15 protein-coding genes are annotated in these 16017 nt (G+C 36.4%); 6 read left to right on the top strand and 9 right to left on the bottom strand.

Annotated features, from left to right (window positions below; all coding sequences use genetic code 11):
- Positions 1 to 30: 30 nt before the first annotated feature.
- The 6 genes from G9C87_RS00880 to G9C87_RS00860 form a co-directional block, all read right to left on the bottom strand.
- A complete protein-coding gene (locus tag G9C87_RS00880) occupies positions 31 to 597 on the bottom strand; it encodes a YceI family protein (RefSeq protein WP_172276961.1) in 567 nt (188 codons plus the stop codon).
- Positions 598 to 752: 155 nt separating this feature from the next.
- Entirely contained in the window at positions 753 to 1799 is a 1047-nt protein-coding gene (locus G9C87_RS00875; RefSeq protein WP_172276958.1) for a glucokinase, read from the bottom strand.
- A 115-nt stretch (positions 1800 to 1914) separates the two neighbouring features.
- Positions 1915 to 2478 carry a hypothetical protein gene (locus tag G9C87_RS00870; protein ID WP_172276955.1) on the bottom strand — a complete coding sequence of 188 codons (564 nt, stop codon included), beginning with the start codon at positions 2476 to 2478 and terminating at the stop codon, positions 1915 to 1917.
- A gap of 309 nt (positions 2479 to 2787) precedes the next feature.
- Positions 2788 to 2913: a hypothetical protein gene (locus G9C87_RS20830; RefSeq protein WP_262888793.1), complete on the bottom strand. Its 126-nt coding sequence runs from the start codon at positions 2911 to 2913 to the stop codon at positions 2788 to 2790.
- Between the two features lie 53 nt (positions 2914 to 2966).
- Complete coding sequence (locus G9C87_RS00865) at positions 2967 to 3980, bottom strand: helix-turn-helix transcriptional regulator (RefSeq protein WP_172276952.1); 1014 nt, start codon at positions 3978 to 3980, stop codon at positions 2967 to 2969.
- 189 nt (positions 3981 to 4169) lie between these two features.
- Positions 4170 to 4502 (bottom strand): HopJ type III effector protein, encoded by a 333-nt coding sequence (locus G9C87_RS00860; protein WP_172276949.1) that lies wholly within the window; start codon positions 4500 to 4502, stop codon positions 4170 to 4172.
- A gap of 198 nt (positions 4503 to 4700) precedes the next feature.
- Here G9C87_RS00860 and G9C87_RS00855 point away from each other — a divergent pair, with 198 nt between their 5' ends.
- Positions 4701 to 6092 carry an RtcB family protein gene (locus G9C87_RS00855; RefSeq protein WP_172276946.1) on the top strand — a complete coding sequence of 464 codons (1392 nt, stop codon included), beginning with the start codon at positions 4701 to 4703 and terminating at the stop codon, positions 6090 to 6092.
- Between the two features lie 111 nt (positions 6093 to 6203).
- Here the strand turns inward: G9C87_RS00855 and G9C87_RS00850 are convergent, their stop codons facing one another.
- The 3 genes from G9C87_RS00850 to G9C87_RS00840 all read right to left on the bottom strand — a co-directional run bounded on the left by G9C87_RS00850 (position 6204) and on the right by G9C87_RS00840 (position 11476).
- Positions 6204 to 8618, bottom strand: a complete 2415-nt coding sequence (locus G9C87_RS00850) for a TonB-dependent receptor (RefSeq protein ID WP_172276943.1) — start codon at positions 8616 to 8618, stop codon at positions 6204 to 6206.
- A 51-nt stretch (positions 8619 to 8669) separates the two neighbouring features.
- The gene (locus tag G9C87_RS00845) at positions 8670 to 10319 is read right to left on the bottom strand and encodes a serine hydrolase domain-containing protein (protein WP_172276940.1); all 1650 of its coding nucleotides are present in this window, start codon (positions 10317 to 10319) and stop codon (positions 8670 to 8672) included.
- Positions 10320 to 10438: 119 nt separating this feature from the next.
- The gene (locus G9C87_RS00840; RefSeq protein ID WP_172276937.1) at positions 10439 to 11476 is read right to left on the bottom strand and encodes a helix-turn-helix domain-containing protein; all 1038 of its coding nucleotides are present in this window, start codon (positions 11474 to 11476) and stop codon (positions 10439 to 10441) included.
- 195 nt (positions 11477 to 11671) lie between these two features.
- Here G9C87_RS00840 and G9C87_RS00835 point away from each other — a divergent pair, with 195 nt between their 5' ends.
- The 5 genes from G9C87_RS00835 to G9C87_RS00815 all read left to right on the top strand — a co-directional run bounded on the left by G9C87_RS00835 (position 11672) and on the right by G9C87_RS00815 (position 15846).
- The gene (locus tag G9C87_RS00835; protein WP_172276934.1) at positions 11672 to 12418 is read left to right on the top strand and encodes a DNA polymerase beta superfamily protein; all 747 of its coding nucleotides are present in this window, start codon (positions 11672 to 11674) and stop codon (positions 12416 to 12418) included.
- Between the two features lie 71 nt (positions 12419 to 12489).
- Positions 12490 to 13575, top strand: a complete 1086-nt coding sequence (locus G9C87_RS00830; RefSeq protein ID WP_172276931.1) for a DNA polymerase beta superfamily protein — start codon at positions 12490 to 12492, stop codon at positions 13573 to 13575.
- Between the two features lie 158 nt (positions 13576 to 13733).
- Positions 13734 to 14933 (top strand): hypothetical protein, encoded by a 1200-nt coding sequence (locus G9C87_RS00825; RefSeq protein ID WP_172276928.1) that lies wholly within the window; start codon positions 13734 to 13736, stop codon positions 14931 to 14933.
- 192 nt (positions 14934 to 15125) lie between these two features.
- Positions 15126 to 15641 carry a DUF2975 domain-containing protein gene (locus tag G9C87_RS00820; RefSeq protein ID WP_172276925.1) on the top strand — a complete coding sequence of 172 codons (516 nt, stop codon included), beginning with the start codon at positions 15126 to 15128 and terminating at the stop codon, positions 15639 to 15641.
- A gap of 1 nt (position 15642) precedes the next feature.
- Entirely contained in the window at positions 15643 to 15846 is a 204-nt protein-coding gene (locus G9C87_RS00815) for a helix-turn-helix domain-containing protein (RefSeq protein ID WP_172276922.1), read from the top strand.
- Positions 15847 to 16017 lie beyond the last annotated feature (171 nt).

The following is a 16017-nucleotide window of genomic DNA, read 5'->3' as shown; positions in this document are numbered from 1 at the left end:
TACACTTTTAACAATCTTTTTTTGATTAAATTATTTAGCAGTTACTTTTACAAGCATATCGATATCATCTTTCACAAAAACATCCTGCATTGTTGATTTGTAAGCAACATCGAATTTTTGTCTGTCGAAAGAAAATTTATCAGATACAAGACTTGCTACTCCTTTGCTGTACGCGATCTTTGCAGGGAAAGAAATACTGTTGGTTTTTCCTTTTACTGTAAGATCTCCTGTTACTAGAGAGTTGTATATTTTATCATTGTTTTTCTTTACGGAAGTAATCTTAAAAGCAGCTGTAGGATATTTTTCAACTTCAAAGAAATCTCCGTTCTTTAAATGTCCGTTCAGCTTAGTCTGGTATTCTCCGGAAAGGTCTGTAGACGTAATAGAAGTCATATCTAAAACGAAAGATCCACCCACAACATCATTTCCTTTCATAACAAGGTTTCCTGACTTCACTTTTACTGTACCGTCATGAGAACTTGCCTCAGATTTTGCTACTTTATAACCCCACCAGTGAACATCAGATGCTACCACTTTTTTTGATTGCCCGAAAACCAATCCACTAGCTAAAACCGCTAATAATAATATTTTTTTCATTGAATAAATTTATTTAATTGTTATTTAACGATACAAATGTAGCTATCTTATTTGATAGATTTTATTGATGTACATCAATAAAACCAATTATTTTCATGAATAATATCAGGCATAAAAAAACTCCGGAGTTTCCGGAGTTCTTATTTTCTTATTTGTTATTCGTAATAGGCTGTATACAATGCGACACCATGTAAGCCCGTGAGATTATTCCTGATCAGATAGATCGGAATATTCCTCAGCATGTCTTCCATTTTATCGCTTATTTTAAATTTCTCATAGAATTTTGCCTTATCCATATACTCATTCAGCATCTGCGGAATATCGCCGGAAATCAGCAATCCTCCGGTAGCCTTAAGCTTTAAGGTAAGGTTATTAGCCTCTCTCGCAAGGAATTCCAGGAAGGTATCTAATGCAATTTTACAAATCAACACATCATCTTCAACGGCTGCCTTGTATATCTCCTGTGAAAAATTACCGTTGGCAAGTCGATCTGCCAGCCATTCAGGCTCAGGATGTCTTTTCACGTCTCTTAAAAACCGGTAGATATTAAAAAGCCCTGTTTTGGAAAGAACATTCTCCCAGCTAACAATCCCATAGATGTTGTTCAGGAACTGATAAAATTCCACTTCAACATTGGTTCTTGGTGAAAACTCGGAATGTCCGCCTTCTGTAGCAAAAGGTCTTAAGTATTTTCCATCAAAGAAATACCCCGCTTCCCCAAGACCATTTCCAGGTGCCAGGATCGCAACATTTCCTTTTTCAAGGTGTCCGCTTGTGTAGATAGCTTCCAGGTCGCTGTCCTCAAGAAGTCCCATTCCATAAGCAGATGCCTCAAGATCATTAAGCATATCCACTTTTTCGAATCCGAATTCATTTTTAAATTCGTCTACGTCAAAACTCCAGCCTAATCTGGCAGGGTTACTCTTCCCGTTAAGAACCGGTCCCGGAACCGCTATTCCTAAACGCTTCACATTGCTCAGCTGATTTTCCTGAATAAATTTTTTCAGGATTTCCGAAAAAGAAGCATGTTCTTTTGTCGGATAGCTTGTCTGTAATTTTATATCAAGCCCTCCATTACCAGACACATAGTATCCTAAAGTGGTAACATCCTCACGTAAGTTGGCTCCAATGATGGAAACATCATTATTATTGCTGTCTTTTACACCCGGTAAATAAAGGGGAAATTTTGGATTTAAGTTCATAATCACAAATTTTATCAAATATAATAATAGTTTTCGGAAATCGTGTACGGTAATAAAAAACCTTTTCAAAAAGATGAAAAGGTTTTGGCTAATAATTGTTTATATATAAATCTAACTACTTTCCTAATGGAATATTGTAAGAAAATCCGACACCAATGTTACCCACATTGTAGTCCTGATTTACTAAATCACCTTTACTTCCTGTAAATACCTTCTGATATTGTACGAAGAAATTCCAGTCCTGATTATGGTACCCGATTTCAGGTTTGATATAAAAACCTCCGCTTGGTCTGTCAACCGAAGTATTGGAAGCTACTTTATCATCCCCTACAAGGAATCCATAACCCAAGTCAGTCCCAAAATAGAAACCTGTTTGCTTTGGATAAATTCTCAATAATGCTGCTACAGGAATTACCCCTACATCATTATTTTTATATCCGTTGTTTTCTTTTCCGAAATAATGGGAATAACCAGTTGCGATACCTAATCCAACTCCCGGAGTAATCAGATTCTGGTAAGCCACATCCACACCCACAGCAGCAGAAAGATTATCAGAAGGAACAGCTAATCCTACATTCGCTCCTACTTTAAGCATGTTGTTCATCTGTACGCTCTGTGCACTTACTACACCTGCTGTTAAAATTCCAGCTAGTAAAACTGCTTGTTTAAACATTTTCATAATTTCTGATCTTTAAATTTTACTATTCAGAATGCTGTAAAAATCATGCCAAGCAGGTCGTTTTTCACTCCTTTAACACCCGCAAACGACTCAAATCATTGAAAATTAAACAGTTAATTTTTGTTAAAATTTAAATAAATGTTTAATTAAGTCTGGAAAAAGCAATAGCCAAAAAGTGAAAAATGTTTAAAATATTAAGTTCAGTGCTTTCAGGAGCGATTGTCAATGGATTTTATCCAACCGCTATTACCTAAAAAAAGACTGCCTTTTCAGGGCAGTCTTTTTTTATCATTCCAGATTACGTTGTACTTATGCTGGAATCTGCTTTTTTCCTTCTTCCTTTTTATCTAATTTTTCACTCACTTTTTTTACGATATATTCTATAACAAGTGGTGCAACTATGGCAATAACCGCCTTAAGAATTCTTGATTTCATATGTAGTAATTTTGGTTTATCATTACAATTTTTAAGCCATTTATTAATCCGCTTTATTCATTGGTATTCAAAAGCTGGTAATTCCGGCATGCTTCTTCCAAACTGGCCTGAATTCTTTTTTTGAGCCTCTCAGGCCTTAAAACCGTGATAAATTCACCGAGTCCCAATATCATTCTCTCCAATTCAAAGTTCAGCTGAACACATATTTTAAATGTTGTTCCGGTTTTATCTTCTTTTATAATCTCCTGGGAATGGTGAAAAGGTTTGGTTCTGACATAAGGGGCATGTTTTGGGTTGATTTTAAAGATAACATTCTGCGGACGTTGCCCATCCGAAACCGTAACCCCGATCACTTCTCCGAAGTAACGGTCCGAATCAAATTCTTTATCAATATAGCTTACCTTTTCATCAACAGAAATCTCCTCCATCCGGTCCAAGGCCAGATTATACATTTTATTCTTAAACCAGCATATAAGGAACCAACGGTTATTGTATTCCTTCAGGAGCTGCGGATGTACGGTGTAATAATCCGATTCTCTTGCTTTAAAGCTTTTATAAAGGATCTTCAGTACTTTCCTGTTTAAAATGCTTTCATATAGTATATCGATGTGCTCGAGCCCTTTCAGCTGTTCATTCTTATCGAGGTGGATAATCGACTTCTGGTTTGTAGAATGGATGGAGTCTTCCAGCTTCTGGATCACTCCGTTCATATCCTTAAACATGGAAAAGTCCTTGAACTGCTTCAGGATCTGAACGGCATTATTCATTGCCTTCAGGTCACTTTCATTTACTGAAATATTATGAATACTGTAATCCGGATCACTATATCGGTAGTATTTTCTGTCGTAGACTTCAATGGGTGCCTCATAGCCAAACTTTTCACTTCGCATATTCTGCAGGTCAAGCTGGACCGTACGTTTGCTGACAAATGATTCTTTGCCTTCAAACTCAAAAAGGGCTTCCGAACACTCATCGATCAGATCCTCCAGCGTATATTTTCTATACTTGTTTTTCAGGCATTTGTCCAATGTTTTATATCGGATCAGGGCATTTTTGTTCGATGACATAATTGTATTTTATTGAAATGTCTTTTATTCCACAACATGATTTTTCAGCCGGAATTTTTTCTTTTCCTTATTTCCTTTCTAATTGAATGTAAATAAATCAAAAACCACAGATAGTCTTTCCGTTCAACTCTAATCAACGACTTAATAACTTATTTGAAAAATTAATACATTAATACATCATAATCAAAATCATTTCTTCGCCAAAGCCTCTCCATCAAAAGAAACCCCATCCCATCCAAACTCCATAAAGTTTCTGATATTCTGATGATCTGTTCCATCCGGGTTTTTCAGTACATCTTCTCTGTAAAAATCTCCGAAAAGGCTTAATACCTCATCCTTTGACAAATTATTCTGCTTTCCAAAACTGAATACCTTACATGATCCGTTATTCTGATCCGCTTCGTTCACTGTATTTCCATTCGTGAATCTGGTAGGTGTAAAATGATAATTTTCATCAATGTAGGCAATGACATCTTTAAATTGAATGGTTTCCGGAGAATTTTTTACTTGTTCTAATAGCATATTTATTTTTTTTAGGCGAAATAGAGAATTGACAAAATGGTTAAATCATTAAAATATAACTTCAATTGACTTTGTGGCAATTCCGTTATTTTGCTTTTCAGCTTTTTCGCTTTTGTAAAAATAATCAAAAAAAATTCATCTACGCAAAAAGATTGCATACTTGTATATTTACTTTGCATCATCAAATTGAAAGAACACATGGAATTTAATGGAAATCACCTAATTGAATTAGGGCTCAGACCCGCAAAATGGTTTAAAGAAGCCATAGAATATATCAACGAAAATAATCTGGATGAAACTCAGATCAAAACGTATCTGGAGCAATATAAACAACCGGACCAGATTCCTTTGCATGAAACCCCAAAAGATTTCATCATCAACATCAGAGCTGAGCACGAAAGTGAAAATGATAACGTGGAAAAGGTAATCAAAACCATGCAGGTTTTAATGAAAACCCCAACATTGGTTGGAGGAGCTTTAATGCCTGATGCCTGTCCGACAGGACCAGAAGGTCATATACCGGTGGGTGGTGTGGTTATTGCTAAAAATGCAATCCATCCCGGGTTTCATAGCGCAGATATCTGCTGTTCCGTGATGTTGACTGATTTTGGAAAAGCTGATCCTAAAACTGTTTTGGATACTGCTCATTCGGTAACTCATTTCGGATATGGAGGAAGAGCACGAGGAGAACAAATGCCAATGTCGCAGGAACTGATGGATGCGTTCAGGGAAAATTATTTCCTTAATGATGAAAAGCTGATCAGCATTGCCCGCTCTCATATGGGAACACAGGGCGATGGAAACCATTTCTTATTCGTTGGTATTTCTAAAAATACAGGAAATACCATGTTGGTTACTCATCATGGTTCAAGAGCTCCGGGAGCTGCTCTTTACGATAAAGGGATGAAAGTTGCCAATCGTTTCAGACAGGATATTTCACCGGAAACGCTGAAAGAGAATGCCTGGATCCCATACGATACAGAAGAAGGAAAATCTTACTGGGAAGCCCTGCAGCTGATCAGAACATGGACGAAAGAAAACCATACTTCCATCCATGATGCCGTTTTACACAAAATGGAAATTGAAAAAGAGAACAGGTACTGGAATGAGCACAACTTTGTCTTCAAAGACGGAGATCTTTTTTACCATGCAAAAGGAGCAACCCCACTGGATGATAAATTCATGCCTGATATTACAGGACCAAGACTGATTCCATTAAATATGGCAGAACCGGTTTTAATAGTTCAGGGAAACACCAATGAAAGAAACCTGGGTTTTGCCCCTCACGGAGCAGGAAGAAATTTCAGCAGAAGTCAGCATAAGAGATCATTGGCCCACAAAACCATTGAAGAAGTTTTTGCTGAAGAAACCGAAGGATTGGATATCCGTTTCTTTTCCAATGAAATTGATATTTCCGAACTACCGACCGCATATAAAAGTGCTAAAAACGTAAGAGCACAGATTGAAGAATACGGATTATGTGAAGTATTGGATGAAGTGATGCCTTACGGGTGTATCATGGCTGGTGATGTCGGGAAAAATGCACCATGGAAAAAGAAAAGAAAATTTAGAAAAGCACAGAACGGATAATAGTAAGAAATTACTTTCCCTGATATACTCTCGCCTATAATTATGACAGACAGATTTTGATTTTAGTCATTTGTTTATCGTAATTGTTGGCGAGAGATTTAATTTATATCATCAGCTTCCAATTCTCTCTTTCAGGTCATCTGCACCTCCGGTCTTTCTCAATTGAAGGTTTTTAGAGGATCCGAAGTTATAAGTATAGGACAGCATCACGACCCTGGAATCTCTTTTTACCGTAAAATTCTCCAGGTAATCATTATAAGCAAACTGCCCCCTTGGATTACTGGTAAAAAACACATCAGCAAAAGAAAATTTAAGGACACTTTTATTGTTAAATTTTTTCTGGGCACCAATACTCAGAAAGCCATAGGGCCGTGCATATACATAAGCCTGTATTTCTCTGGCGTGGTAATTTCCCGTAACTTCAGCAGTAAAGCCGTTTCCTAATTTGAAGTTATGGATGCTGTTGATGCTGAACGTAAAATTTCCCTGGTTGGTAATCTGACTTCCCGAAACATTCCCTGTGAAAGAAGCATAGTAAAAACTGGCAGTATTGCTTATATCCCACCAACGCATCACTTTTACAGGAACGATCAGACTGAGCCCGTAATGGGAAGCCGAACTGATATTTTCAAATGTTTGGATCGCAATATTCTGTCCGTTTTCCACCACAGGCTTCACTACATTAATTATGTGATCAGAAGTTCTGCTATAATTCAGTGTGGCAAAATATTTATTGTTAAGGCTGTAAGTAAGCTCATAATTCATCATCGTCTCGGGAATCAGATCTGGATTTCCGGCCTTTGAAGTAGTAGGGTCAAAGTAAAATCTGAAAGGATTGAGCTGATTATAACTGGGGCGGGTGATCCTTCTGCTTAAGCTGATCTCCATGGAACTTTTATCCGTTATATTATATGCCAGTACTGCACTCGGGAATACTTGCGTATAGTTTCTTTTATTAATCTGGTTATTAGCAAGCTGCATGCCCTTTATATTTGTATTTTCCATTCGCAGTCCGGCTATCATTTTAAGCCTTTCCCATTTTTTGGAAGCATTCCCATAAACAGCATTAATGTTTTCCTCATAAATAAAATGATTGGTTTTGGTAGGATCGGACACAAAGACCCCTGAACTTCCGTCAAAAAATTTCAAATCATTATCAGATTTTACAAAGCTGATTTTAATCCCGCTTTCCAGTTTCCATCCATACTTAAAGTTTTTAGTAAGGTCGCTTTTCAATGAAAAAATATTCAGTTTTCCTTTCATATCCCCTTTCAGAATATCAAGCCTGTCCAAACTACCCGATAAATTGTAGTTCCTGGTTTCAAAATTCTGTAGAGAACCGTTTGAATAGTTGATATAGTCAAAATCCGTTGTTAGTTCTGATCCCAGAGAATCAAGGCTGTATTTATGGTTGAGATTAAGGGAAGGATTAGCGAAATGATTCCGGGTTTTGCTTATGGTTCCGAAGGTACTTTCCGGAAGCTGATTACTTCCCAGTGTGAGGCTTGAGGTATTTCCGTCAATTTTAACATTATTAGCTACTAGTCCCACAGAAAACCCAAGAATATTCTTGTTATTCAGATCGTAATCCATCCCTATCCTGGCCATATGGCCCGTTATTCCAAATTTCAGGAAATTATCCTGAATAAAAGCTTTTTTAAATTGGCTGTTTTTATAAAAATTCCTGTTTAAAAGCAGATGATTGTAAAAAATTCTGTCAACAAAGCCATAGTTTGCAAAAGCATTCACCTTCCCGCTCCTGTGATTGATGCTGACCGTATTGTTAGTTTTTATGTATTTACCGGTTCCTGCAGAGATAGAAACAGTCCCGTTAGTCCCCTTCTTTTGCTCTTTTTTTAATCTGATATTGATAATCGAAGATCCTTCCGCATCATACTTCGAAGAAGGATTGGTAACAAATTCTATTTTATCAATGGAGGCTGAGGGAATTCCCCTAAGATAACCCGCCAGGTCACTTCCCGTCATCGGTGTATTTTTACCGTCAATCTGAACCAGCAGATTTCCTTTTCCGTGAAGACTTATATTGTCATTATTATCCACGCTCACTCCTGGTGCTTTCTCCAAGATTTCAAAAGCCGAGCTTCCGGTAGCGGAAATACTGTTTTCGACATTAAGGATCATCTTTCCCTCCTGTCTTTCTATAAAAGTACGGGTTTTGGTAATGGTAACTTCTTCAATGGATTTTACTGTAAGATCAATAACAGGAAGCATCTTATTTTCTGTTACAGGAATATTTTCTGAATGATAAACCTCAGAACCATTCCTGTAAACTTTCAGTTGGTAACGACCGACTTTCAGGGCAGAAAACCTGAACTGTCCTTGCCGGTCAGCAGTTTCGGTTTTTATCAATGTATTTTCAGCATCAAAAAGGCTGATGACTAAAGACTGTGTACCATCCGATTTTATAGTACCCGACAGCGAGAAACGCTGTATATCCTGTGCTGGTAAAAGTGTACTGAAAAATATCAGTATTCCGATAAAAATGCAAGAAAATAGCCTGATCATAAGTTTATCTTTTAAAGTGATGTAATTTTCGTATGGTCAAATAATGCAGAGTTATTTTATTTTTTTAAACTCAATATTGGCCATATTAAAGCCGGACACGGTAAATCCACTTACAGTACCTGATGGAGTCCATTGGAAATCAAGCTGTCCGAAGTAGGATTTTGATGAATAAAAGCTTGTTGAACTGAGTGGAACTAACAGAATATCTGGATTTACCGAATGTTTTGCTACCAGGTGATGATCTTCAGTGACCAGCTGGTACATCGTATTGAATTCTTCATTTCGGTAAAATCCTTCCAGCTTTTTCAAATCTTTTAAATCCACTTTAGGTGGATTCATTCTGATTTTTTTCATCGGAAATGTAAAATCCGCAATTTTGAAAAAAGCTGAATCTTTATTAAAAACAAGGCTTGCTGTAGCAACGGAAGGAATGCTGAACCGGTTATCTCCAACTGGTTCTAAAAGTTCTCCTTCTTCCTGTTTATAAGTTTTTAGGTAAAGGTTGTTTTCTTTTACAGAAACATCAAAGTAGCTCCCTGGGATACGCTCATAAATCCCTTCAAATCCTTTTAATTCGGATGCTGTATAAGCAGTTTTTTTAGGTTTTACAACCGTTTCTTTATCTCCAAGAAATAAATCCACCAATTTATAGACCATCTGATAACCTTCAGTTCCTCTCTTATTCGCCAGCAGTACAACGGAAAACTGCTGATTGGGAATATGTAAAATATAAGAACCGTAACCCGCTGTCCCTCCACCGTGAAAGACAAGATGCAAACCTTTATAAGTTCCCGTCTGCAGCCCCAATCCATATTCAATGCTTTTACCATTATTCAGAACTGTATTTTCCTGCATCACAGTATAAAAGTCATGATTATCCGTAGCTGATTTCTGAAAATCAGCTGCCCATATACAGAAATCATTAAATGTCATATATATATTGGAGGATCCGTACTCCATTTGCCCGATCGGATATTTTAAAACAGTATCCCCCTGCTGCAGGTAAGAGTCTGCCTTATTCGGGATGATATTTTCCGGATCATCTACCGCCATAGTATGGTGCATTCCTAACGGAGTGAAGATATATTTCCTTAGAAGTTCACCAAAATCTTTTTTATAGACCCTGTGAAGGATTTCGGCTAACAACATAAAACCGGTATTATTATACTGATACTGCTCGCCCGGCTGAAAGTTAAAGCTTTTAATACCCAGAATTGTTTGTACTGCCTGACTATTGGTTACCCTGAATTCATCCCCGAATCCCTGTAATCTTTTAATTCCGGTAAAATCAGGCAGCCCATGCGTATGATTTGCCAACTGACGGATTGTTACCGGATAAGATAAATGTTTGAGCTCCGGAAGATAGATCCTGATATCATCATCTAATGACAGCTTTCCTTCCTTCACAGCCTGCAAAGCCATGAATGCTGTAAACTGTTTGGAAACCGATGCAATATTAAAAGCTGTGGAATCTGTAATGGGTGCCTGATTTTCCAGGTTGGCCTGGCCATAGATCTTCTTATAAATTACCTTTCCTTCTTTAATTATGCCTATAGCCATCCCCGGAGCATTTTTCTTGACATAACTATTCAGCAATGAGTCTGCTTTTCTGATTGTGTTTTTTTGATTGAACTGTCCGGAGTATTTCCCACAATTCATTATAAAAAAAAGAAATAATGCCATTTTGATCTGTTGCTTCATCTGACGTAAATTTTATGATGAAACAAATCTGAAACTTTGCATCGAAATAAAGATCCGAATACCGGAAACCGAACCATTTTTATGGCGTAAAATCAGTCCGACTTTAAATCGAACACTTCTTAAACAACTGATTTCCTGTAATCTGTAGGAGTAATACCCGTTTCTTTTTTAAATGCGGTATAAAAAGAGGATTTGGAATTGAAACCTACCTGATACAGAACTTCCAATACGGTAAGCTGGGGCTGATCTTTTAAAAGTAATTGGGCATCCTTAATCCTGAATTCATTAATAAAATCAAAAAAATGCTTTCCCGCATACTGATTGATCAATAAAGAAAGCTGCTTCTCCGGCATATTAAATTTTTCAGCCAGCTTTTGCAGGGTAAGGCTGTCATCCAGATAAGGTTTCTCAGTTTCCATTAATTCCATGAGATCTTTTAGCTGCTGTGGTTTTTCATGATGATCCCCGGATTCAATTTTTAAAGGAACCAAATCTTTATCAATTCCGGCAAACAAATTGGGTCTGTACAGGGAGTTGAGCACAAACCAGCTGATCATAAATAATACAAATAAGCAGCTAAAAGTATACAGATAGGTAAAAAGGCTCCCGTTGTTCTTTACAAAATCTCTGAGTAGCACAAAAAAATTTCCGATTAAAAACAAAACTGTAATCTGTATTAACCACCTATAAATATGACTATGATTTCCAGAATAATTATCCCGGTATAGTTTTTTAAAAATCCTCAGCTCAAGAAAAACAGCAATAATATAATAGTAATACTGGATAATGGTAAAAATATCAAAAACCTGGTCAGCTTGTGCAGACATCTGTGTAACAAGAAACAGAACAAGGAAGAAGAGAAAAGGTAGGCCATGTACTAGATGCTTTTTGGACAGGCTAAAGTTATAGTAGCATGCAGACTTTACATACAGATAATAAAGTGGCATCTGAAGAAGAATACTGGAAGACTTAAAACTTTGCATAAAATTCCCGGAAGGATATACAAAGAATCCGGATAAATCTATAACAGAAGTAAGAAGAAATGCAGCAAACAGATAATTGGGTAATCTTCTTTTGCTTTTTGCCGTGATCAAAAAGATGCTTAACAATAAAAACAAAAAAACAATAATTTTCCCTAGGTCACCTATTAATGCCATATTTTCTTGTCTAAATTACAATATTACAAAAAATGTAATAGCCCGGGAGACTTATATTGAAAAATTTAACCATTCACTATTTTCCATTTCCCATAAGGTATTTCATTAAATTTATAATGATTTCGTTATCCTAAATCATTACGCAAAAAGACTGCGCAGTCGCTTTTTTATTTTGTACCATCAAAAGAAATAAAAATGAAAAACAGGATATTAGAAAAACTAAAAGAGGTAGAGGACAAACACAGCATAGAAATACTTCTTGCAGTTGAATCCGGCAGCAGAGCCTGGGGATTTGCTTCGCCGGACAGCGATTATGATATAAGGTTTATATACCGTCATGAAAAGGAATGGTATCTTTCTCCATGGGACAAGGATGAAACCATAGAATTCATGACAGAGGATGACCTGGATGGTAGCGGTTGGGATCTTAAAAAGACCTTTCACCTTTTGCTAAAGTCCAATGCTGCATTGCTAAGCTGGTTCTACTCTCCTGTCGTTTATAAGAAAAATGAAGAATTTACAGACTTGTTCAAGCCTTTGGCTGATACTTGCTTCTCTCCGATAGCGGTGTCTTATCATTATTTAAGTATGAGTAAAAAGTATCTGGAAGCCTGCAGACATGATGAGGTGAAATTAAAAAGTTATTTCTACTGTTTAAGAACAGCACTTACAGGAAAGTGGATATTAGACAAAGGAACCGTTCCTCCTGTTCTGTTCAGTGATCTTCTGGTTTTAGTTGATGATTTTACAAGAACTAAAATAGAGAATCTGGTTGCTTTAAAGGCTACTAAAGGAGAATCCTATAATCACTCCAATGACTGGGAGCTTTTCGGATTTCTGGAAAGTGTAGTTGCTGAAACTGAAGAAAAAACGAAAACACTAGCAGGAGGAAAAGGAAATAAAAAAGAAATGGAATTGGTGTTTAGAAAAATACTAGCTTAACGGATCGAAAGCACTTAATATTACACCATTTTTTCAATGTTAAAAAAATCGGACAATTATAATACACCATCATGACGATTCAGGATCTTAAAAATAAAAACCTTCTTCTTTTTGAAGCTATTTCCGGAAGCCGGGCTTTCGGGCTGGCAACGGAGAGTTCCGACACGGATATAAAGGGAGTTTATTACCTTCCCAAGGAGGATTTCTTTGGATTGAACTACATCCCCCAGATTTCCAATGAGACCAATGATATTACCTATTATGAAATCGGGAGATTTGTAGAATTGCTGCAAAAGAACAATCCCAATATCCTGGAAATTCTGGCAAGTCCGGAAGACTGCATCCTGTACAAACATCCGTTGATGGATCTGCTGAAAACGGAGGATTTCCTGTCAAAACTCTGTAAAGATACCTTTGCAGGTTATGCGGTTTCACAGATTAAAAAGGCAAAAGGTCTTAATAAAAAGATTGTAAACCCGATTGATAAAGAAAGAAAATCCATCCTGGATTTCTGTTTTATCCTTGCAGGACAGGGTTCCGTTGCATTGAAAAAATGGTTGCATGAATTTTCTGTATCGGAAGGACAGAATAGTCTCTCACAGGAACAATGCGGATTGGTAAGCATTGATCATACTAAGGGTATGTTTGCTTTATTTTACGATGAATCGGGAACATTGGGATATAAGGGGATTATTCAGAATGAAGAGGCAAATCAGGTTTCTGTATCATCTGTTCCTAAGGATGAAAAACCAACTGCTTATCTGTTCTGCAATCTGGATGCCTACTCTGTTTACTGTAAAGACTATAGGGAATATTGGAAATGGGTAGCTGAGCGCAATGAGGACCGTTACAATGTCAACCAGATTCATGGGCAGAACTATGACAGCAAAAACATGATGCATACCATCCGATTACTGCAATCCTGCGAGCATATTCTAAAAACAGGTTCGATGCAGATCCGAGTAGAGAACCGTGATGAGTTACTTGATATAAAAGCAGGAAAAAGATCTTATGATCACGTAATGGAAAAAGCTGAAAACCTGGTTCTTTCTATACAGCATTATTATTCGAGTTCTAACCTACAAGACACACCGGATCTGGAAAGGACAACTCAGAACCTCATCGAAATCAGGAAAAAGCTATATCATTCAAAATAAAGATCCGGGAGTTGTATAGACTCATAAACCACCAAAAAGAAAATAAGGTTGCCTTTTTCTAAGGCAACTTTATTTAAAGATATTATCTATTCATTTCGGGTCCTTTACATTTTTACAATTTTTGAGTAAAACAGAAATTTAAATTTGTGAAAAAAATAATGAAAGTAATCTATTTTTTAACGGTTTTCTTGTTAGGCTGTACCATTCAGGCTCAAGATTCATTAGTTAATAAAATTGCTTCACAACATTATCAAATCATAAATTTCGAGAATAATCATTTTTCCGGTGAAGGAATTCGTAACCTGACTGAAACGATTGCTAAACACAAATATGTTCTGATCGGTGAAGACCATCTTAATAATGAGGTCCTGGATTTTACTTCGTATCTTACTCACAATATCAACTTCGACAACTATATTACGGAAGCAGATCAGCTTACCATTGATATCCTTAAAAAAGACTTCGAGAAAAATAAAGAATACCAATCAATTGTTTCCAGCTCTAACGGTAGATTTTCGTTTTTCTCATTTAACAAAGACCATGACCTTCTGGATTATTTTTTCCAAAATAAGAAAAACGTCATAGGCCTTGATCAGATTTATTACAATTCTGATGCAGTGATCTTCAGAGAGCTTATTGCAAGGACATCCAATAAAATAGCAAAAGCAAAATATGAATCTTTACTGAAAGAATCGAATGAGAGATGGAACACGTTTAGGTCAGGACTGGGTTATCGGACTATTGATGACAGCAAAAACCAGCCCTATTTGTTCTGCAACGATTTCAGGACCCGTATTGCAGATATTCAAAAATTAGATTTGTCTGAATATGAGCATAAGGCTTTAAACAAGCTGCTACAAAGCAATACCATATATGCTCTAGAAAATAATCAAAAGGGAGACGAATCTCAGTTCCTGAAAATAGCTTCAATGAAGGAAAATCTTCTTGAAAACCAGAACAAAATAATAGGAAAAAGAAATCTTTTCAAGTTTGGAGCCAGTCATGCCGGTAAAGATCAGAGTCTACTGCAAAATAGCCCTGATATAGGAAATGTTGCATTTAATCTTGCCGAAAAAGACCACGAAAAGTCCTTACATATTGCCATTATTCAAAAAAATGGAAAAACAGGATCTTTCTTTGCTGAAAATAATGATGCGGAATACATTCTTTTTCTGAGACCCTTCTATCGCCTGGTTCATAAGGAAAATGAATGGCTCCTCTTTGACCTTACCAAGATCAATGCTGAAATAAAAAAACAAAAGACTTCCGTAAAATCCGGCACCCTAAAAAAACTATTGGCGGGCTACGATTATTTAATTATTATACCCAAAGTAACTGCTCAGAAAATAGTTGTTTAGCACATATGCTGTTTTTATTTACTTTGGGTTCAATACATGTTAATCGAGATCATTCGTAAAAATGGCTCATTAACACTACATTACTCCAAGTCCTGATATATCAGGACTTTTTTATTCTTAAATATTTTTTTAATTAATTATTGTTTTACGATAATTAATTATACATTTGCATTATCAATTAATGATCATGCTATGAATCAAACTAAAATTATTGCAAAAATTTTATATTATATCTGCCTGGTATTATCAGGAGGATATCTTATTACAGCACTTTATTCCTTTTTCTGTATGAATACAGGTTTTGCTGTAACTCCTTATAAAGAGGATCAATATTTACATATCAATTATCCTTTTACTGAACAGCCATTTCTGAACATTGAAAACAATTATCCTTACATTATATTCTCTTTCATGGCCGTTTTAGTGACATATGGTATTTTTTTCTGGTTTTCAGCAAAAGTTTTTAAAGTGTTCTTTCAACCTCAATTATTTACCGAGGTAAACATTTTACAATTGAAAAGATTTTACTTATACAATATTTTCCTTCCACTACCGCTTGTGATCATCGCAAGTTTCTTTACAGAGGTCGAAAGTATTATATGGGGATTGGTTTTTATCCATTTCATGCTAGGAATTTTCTGCCTGTTTCTTGCTAATATCTTCAGGCAAGGGCTACATTTGCAAAACGAACAAGATCTATTTATATAAAATGCCAATTATAGTCAACTTAGATGTCATGCTTGCCAAGCGAAAAATGCAGAGTAAGGAATTGGCAGAAAAATTAGGAATCACGCCTGTCAATTTATCCATTCTGAAAACGGGAAAGGCAAAAGGGGTTCGTTTTGATACCCTCGAAGCTATCTGCAAAATTCTGGAATGCCAGCCGAGAGATATTTTAGAGTATAGGGAATAATGGTGGAAACGAGATAAAAGATGCATGATATAGGTAAGAAAGCGAAAGTGTCCATGACCTTAGCCTTTAGTTTTCATCTATCAACTCACACCCTTTAACTGTCAGCTCATTAATTAGTAAGTAGATACAACAACTTATTTTTCAACATCATAAAAAAAGCAACGGAAACGT

Source organism: Chryseobacterium sp. LAM-KRS1 (genome assembly GCF_013184525.1).
GTDB classification, from domain to species: domain Bacteria; phylum Bacteroidota; class Bacteroidia; order Flavobacteriales; family Weeksellaceae; genus Chryseobacterium; species Chryseobacterium proteolyticum.
The sequence above is the reverse complement of the archived record's forward strand: the minus strand, read 5'-3'. Positions and strand labels throughout refer to the sequence as shown.

What these genes read in the sequence shown, in the direction of transcription:
- G9C87_RS00880 (WP_172276961.1), bottom strand. Translation starts at nt 597, where the DNA reads ATGAAAAAAATATTATTATTAGCGGTTTTAGCTAGTGGATTGGTTTTC.
- G9C87_RS00875 (WP_172276958.1), bottom strand. Translation starts at nt 1,799, where the DNA reads ATGAACTTAAATCCAAAATTTCCCCTTTATTTACCGGGTGTAAAAGAC.
- G9C87_RS00870 (WP_172276955.1), bottom strand. Translation starts at nt 2,478, where the DNA reads ATGAAAATGTTTAAACAAGCAGTTTTACTAGCTGGAATTTTAACAGCA.
- G9C87_RS20830 (WP_262888793.1), bottom strand. Translation starts at nt 2,913, where the DNA reads ATGAAATCAAGAATTCTTAAGGCGGTTATTGCCATAGTTGCACCACTT.
- G9C87_RS00865 (WP_172276952.1), bottom strand. Translation starts at nt 3,980, where the DNA reads ATGTCATCGAACAAAAATGCCCTGATCCGATATAAAACATTGGACAAA.
- G9C87_RS00860 (WP_172276949.1), bottom strand. Translation starts at nt 4,502, where the DNA reads ATGCTATTAGAACAAGTAAAAAATTCTCCGGAAACCATTCAATTTAAA.
- G9C87_RS00855 (WP_172276946.1), top strand. Translation starts at nt 4,701, where the DNA reads ATGGAATTTAATGGAAATCACCTAATTGAATTAGGGCTCAGACCCGCA.
- G9C87_RS00850 (WP_172276943.1), bottom strand. Translation starts at nt 8,618, where the DNA reads ATGATCAGGCTATTTTCTTGCATTTTTATCGGAATACTGATATTTTTC.
- G9C87_RS00845 (WP_172276940.1), bottom strand. Translation starts at nt 10,319, where the DNA reads ATGAAGCAACAGATCAAAATGGCATTATTTCTTTTTTTTATAATGAAT.
- G9C87_RS00840 (WP_172276937.1), bottom strand. Translation starts at nt 11,476, where the DNA reads ATGGCATTAATAGGTGACCTAGGGAAAATTATTGTTTTTTTGTTTTTA.
- G9C87_RS00835 (WP_172276934.1), top strand. Translation starts at nt 11,672, where the DNA reads ATGAAAAACAGGATATTAGAAAAACTAAAAGAGGTAGAGGACAAACAC.
- G9C87_RS00830 (WP_172276931.1), top strand. Translation starts at nt 12,490, where the DNA reads ATGACGATTCAGGATCTTAAAAATAAAAACCTTCTTCTTTTTGAAGCT.
- G9C87_RS00825 (WP_172276928.1), top strand. Translation starts at nt 13,734, where the DNA reads ATGAAAGTAATCTATTTTTTAACGGTTTTCTTGTTAGGCTGTACCATT.
- G9C87_RS00820 (WP_172276925.1), top strand. Translation starts at nt 15,126, where the DNA reads ATGAATCAAACTAAAATTATTGCAAAAATTTTATATTATATCTGCCTG.
- G9C87_RS00815 (WP_172276922.1), top strand. Translation starts at nt 15,643, where the DNA reads ATGCCAATTATAGTCAACTTAGATGTCATGCTTGCCAAGCGAAAAATG.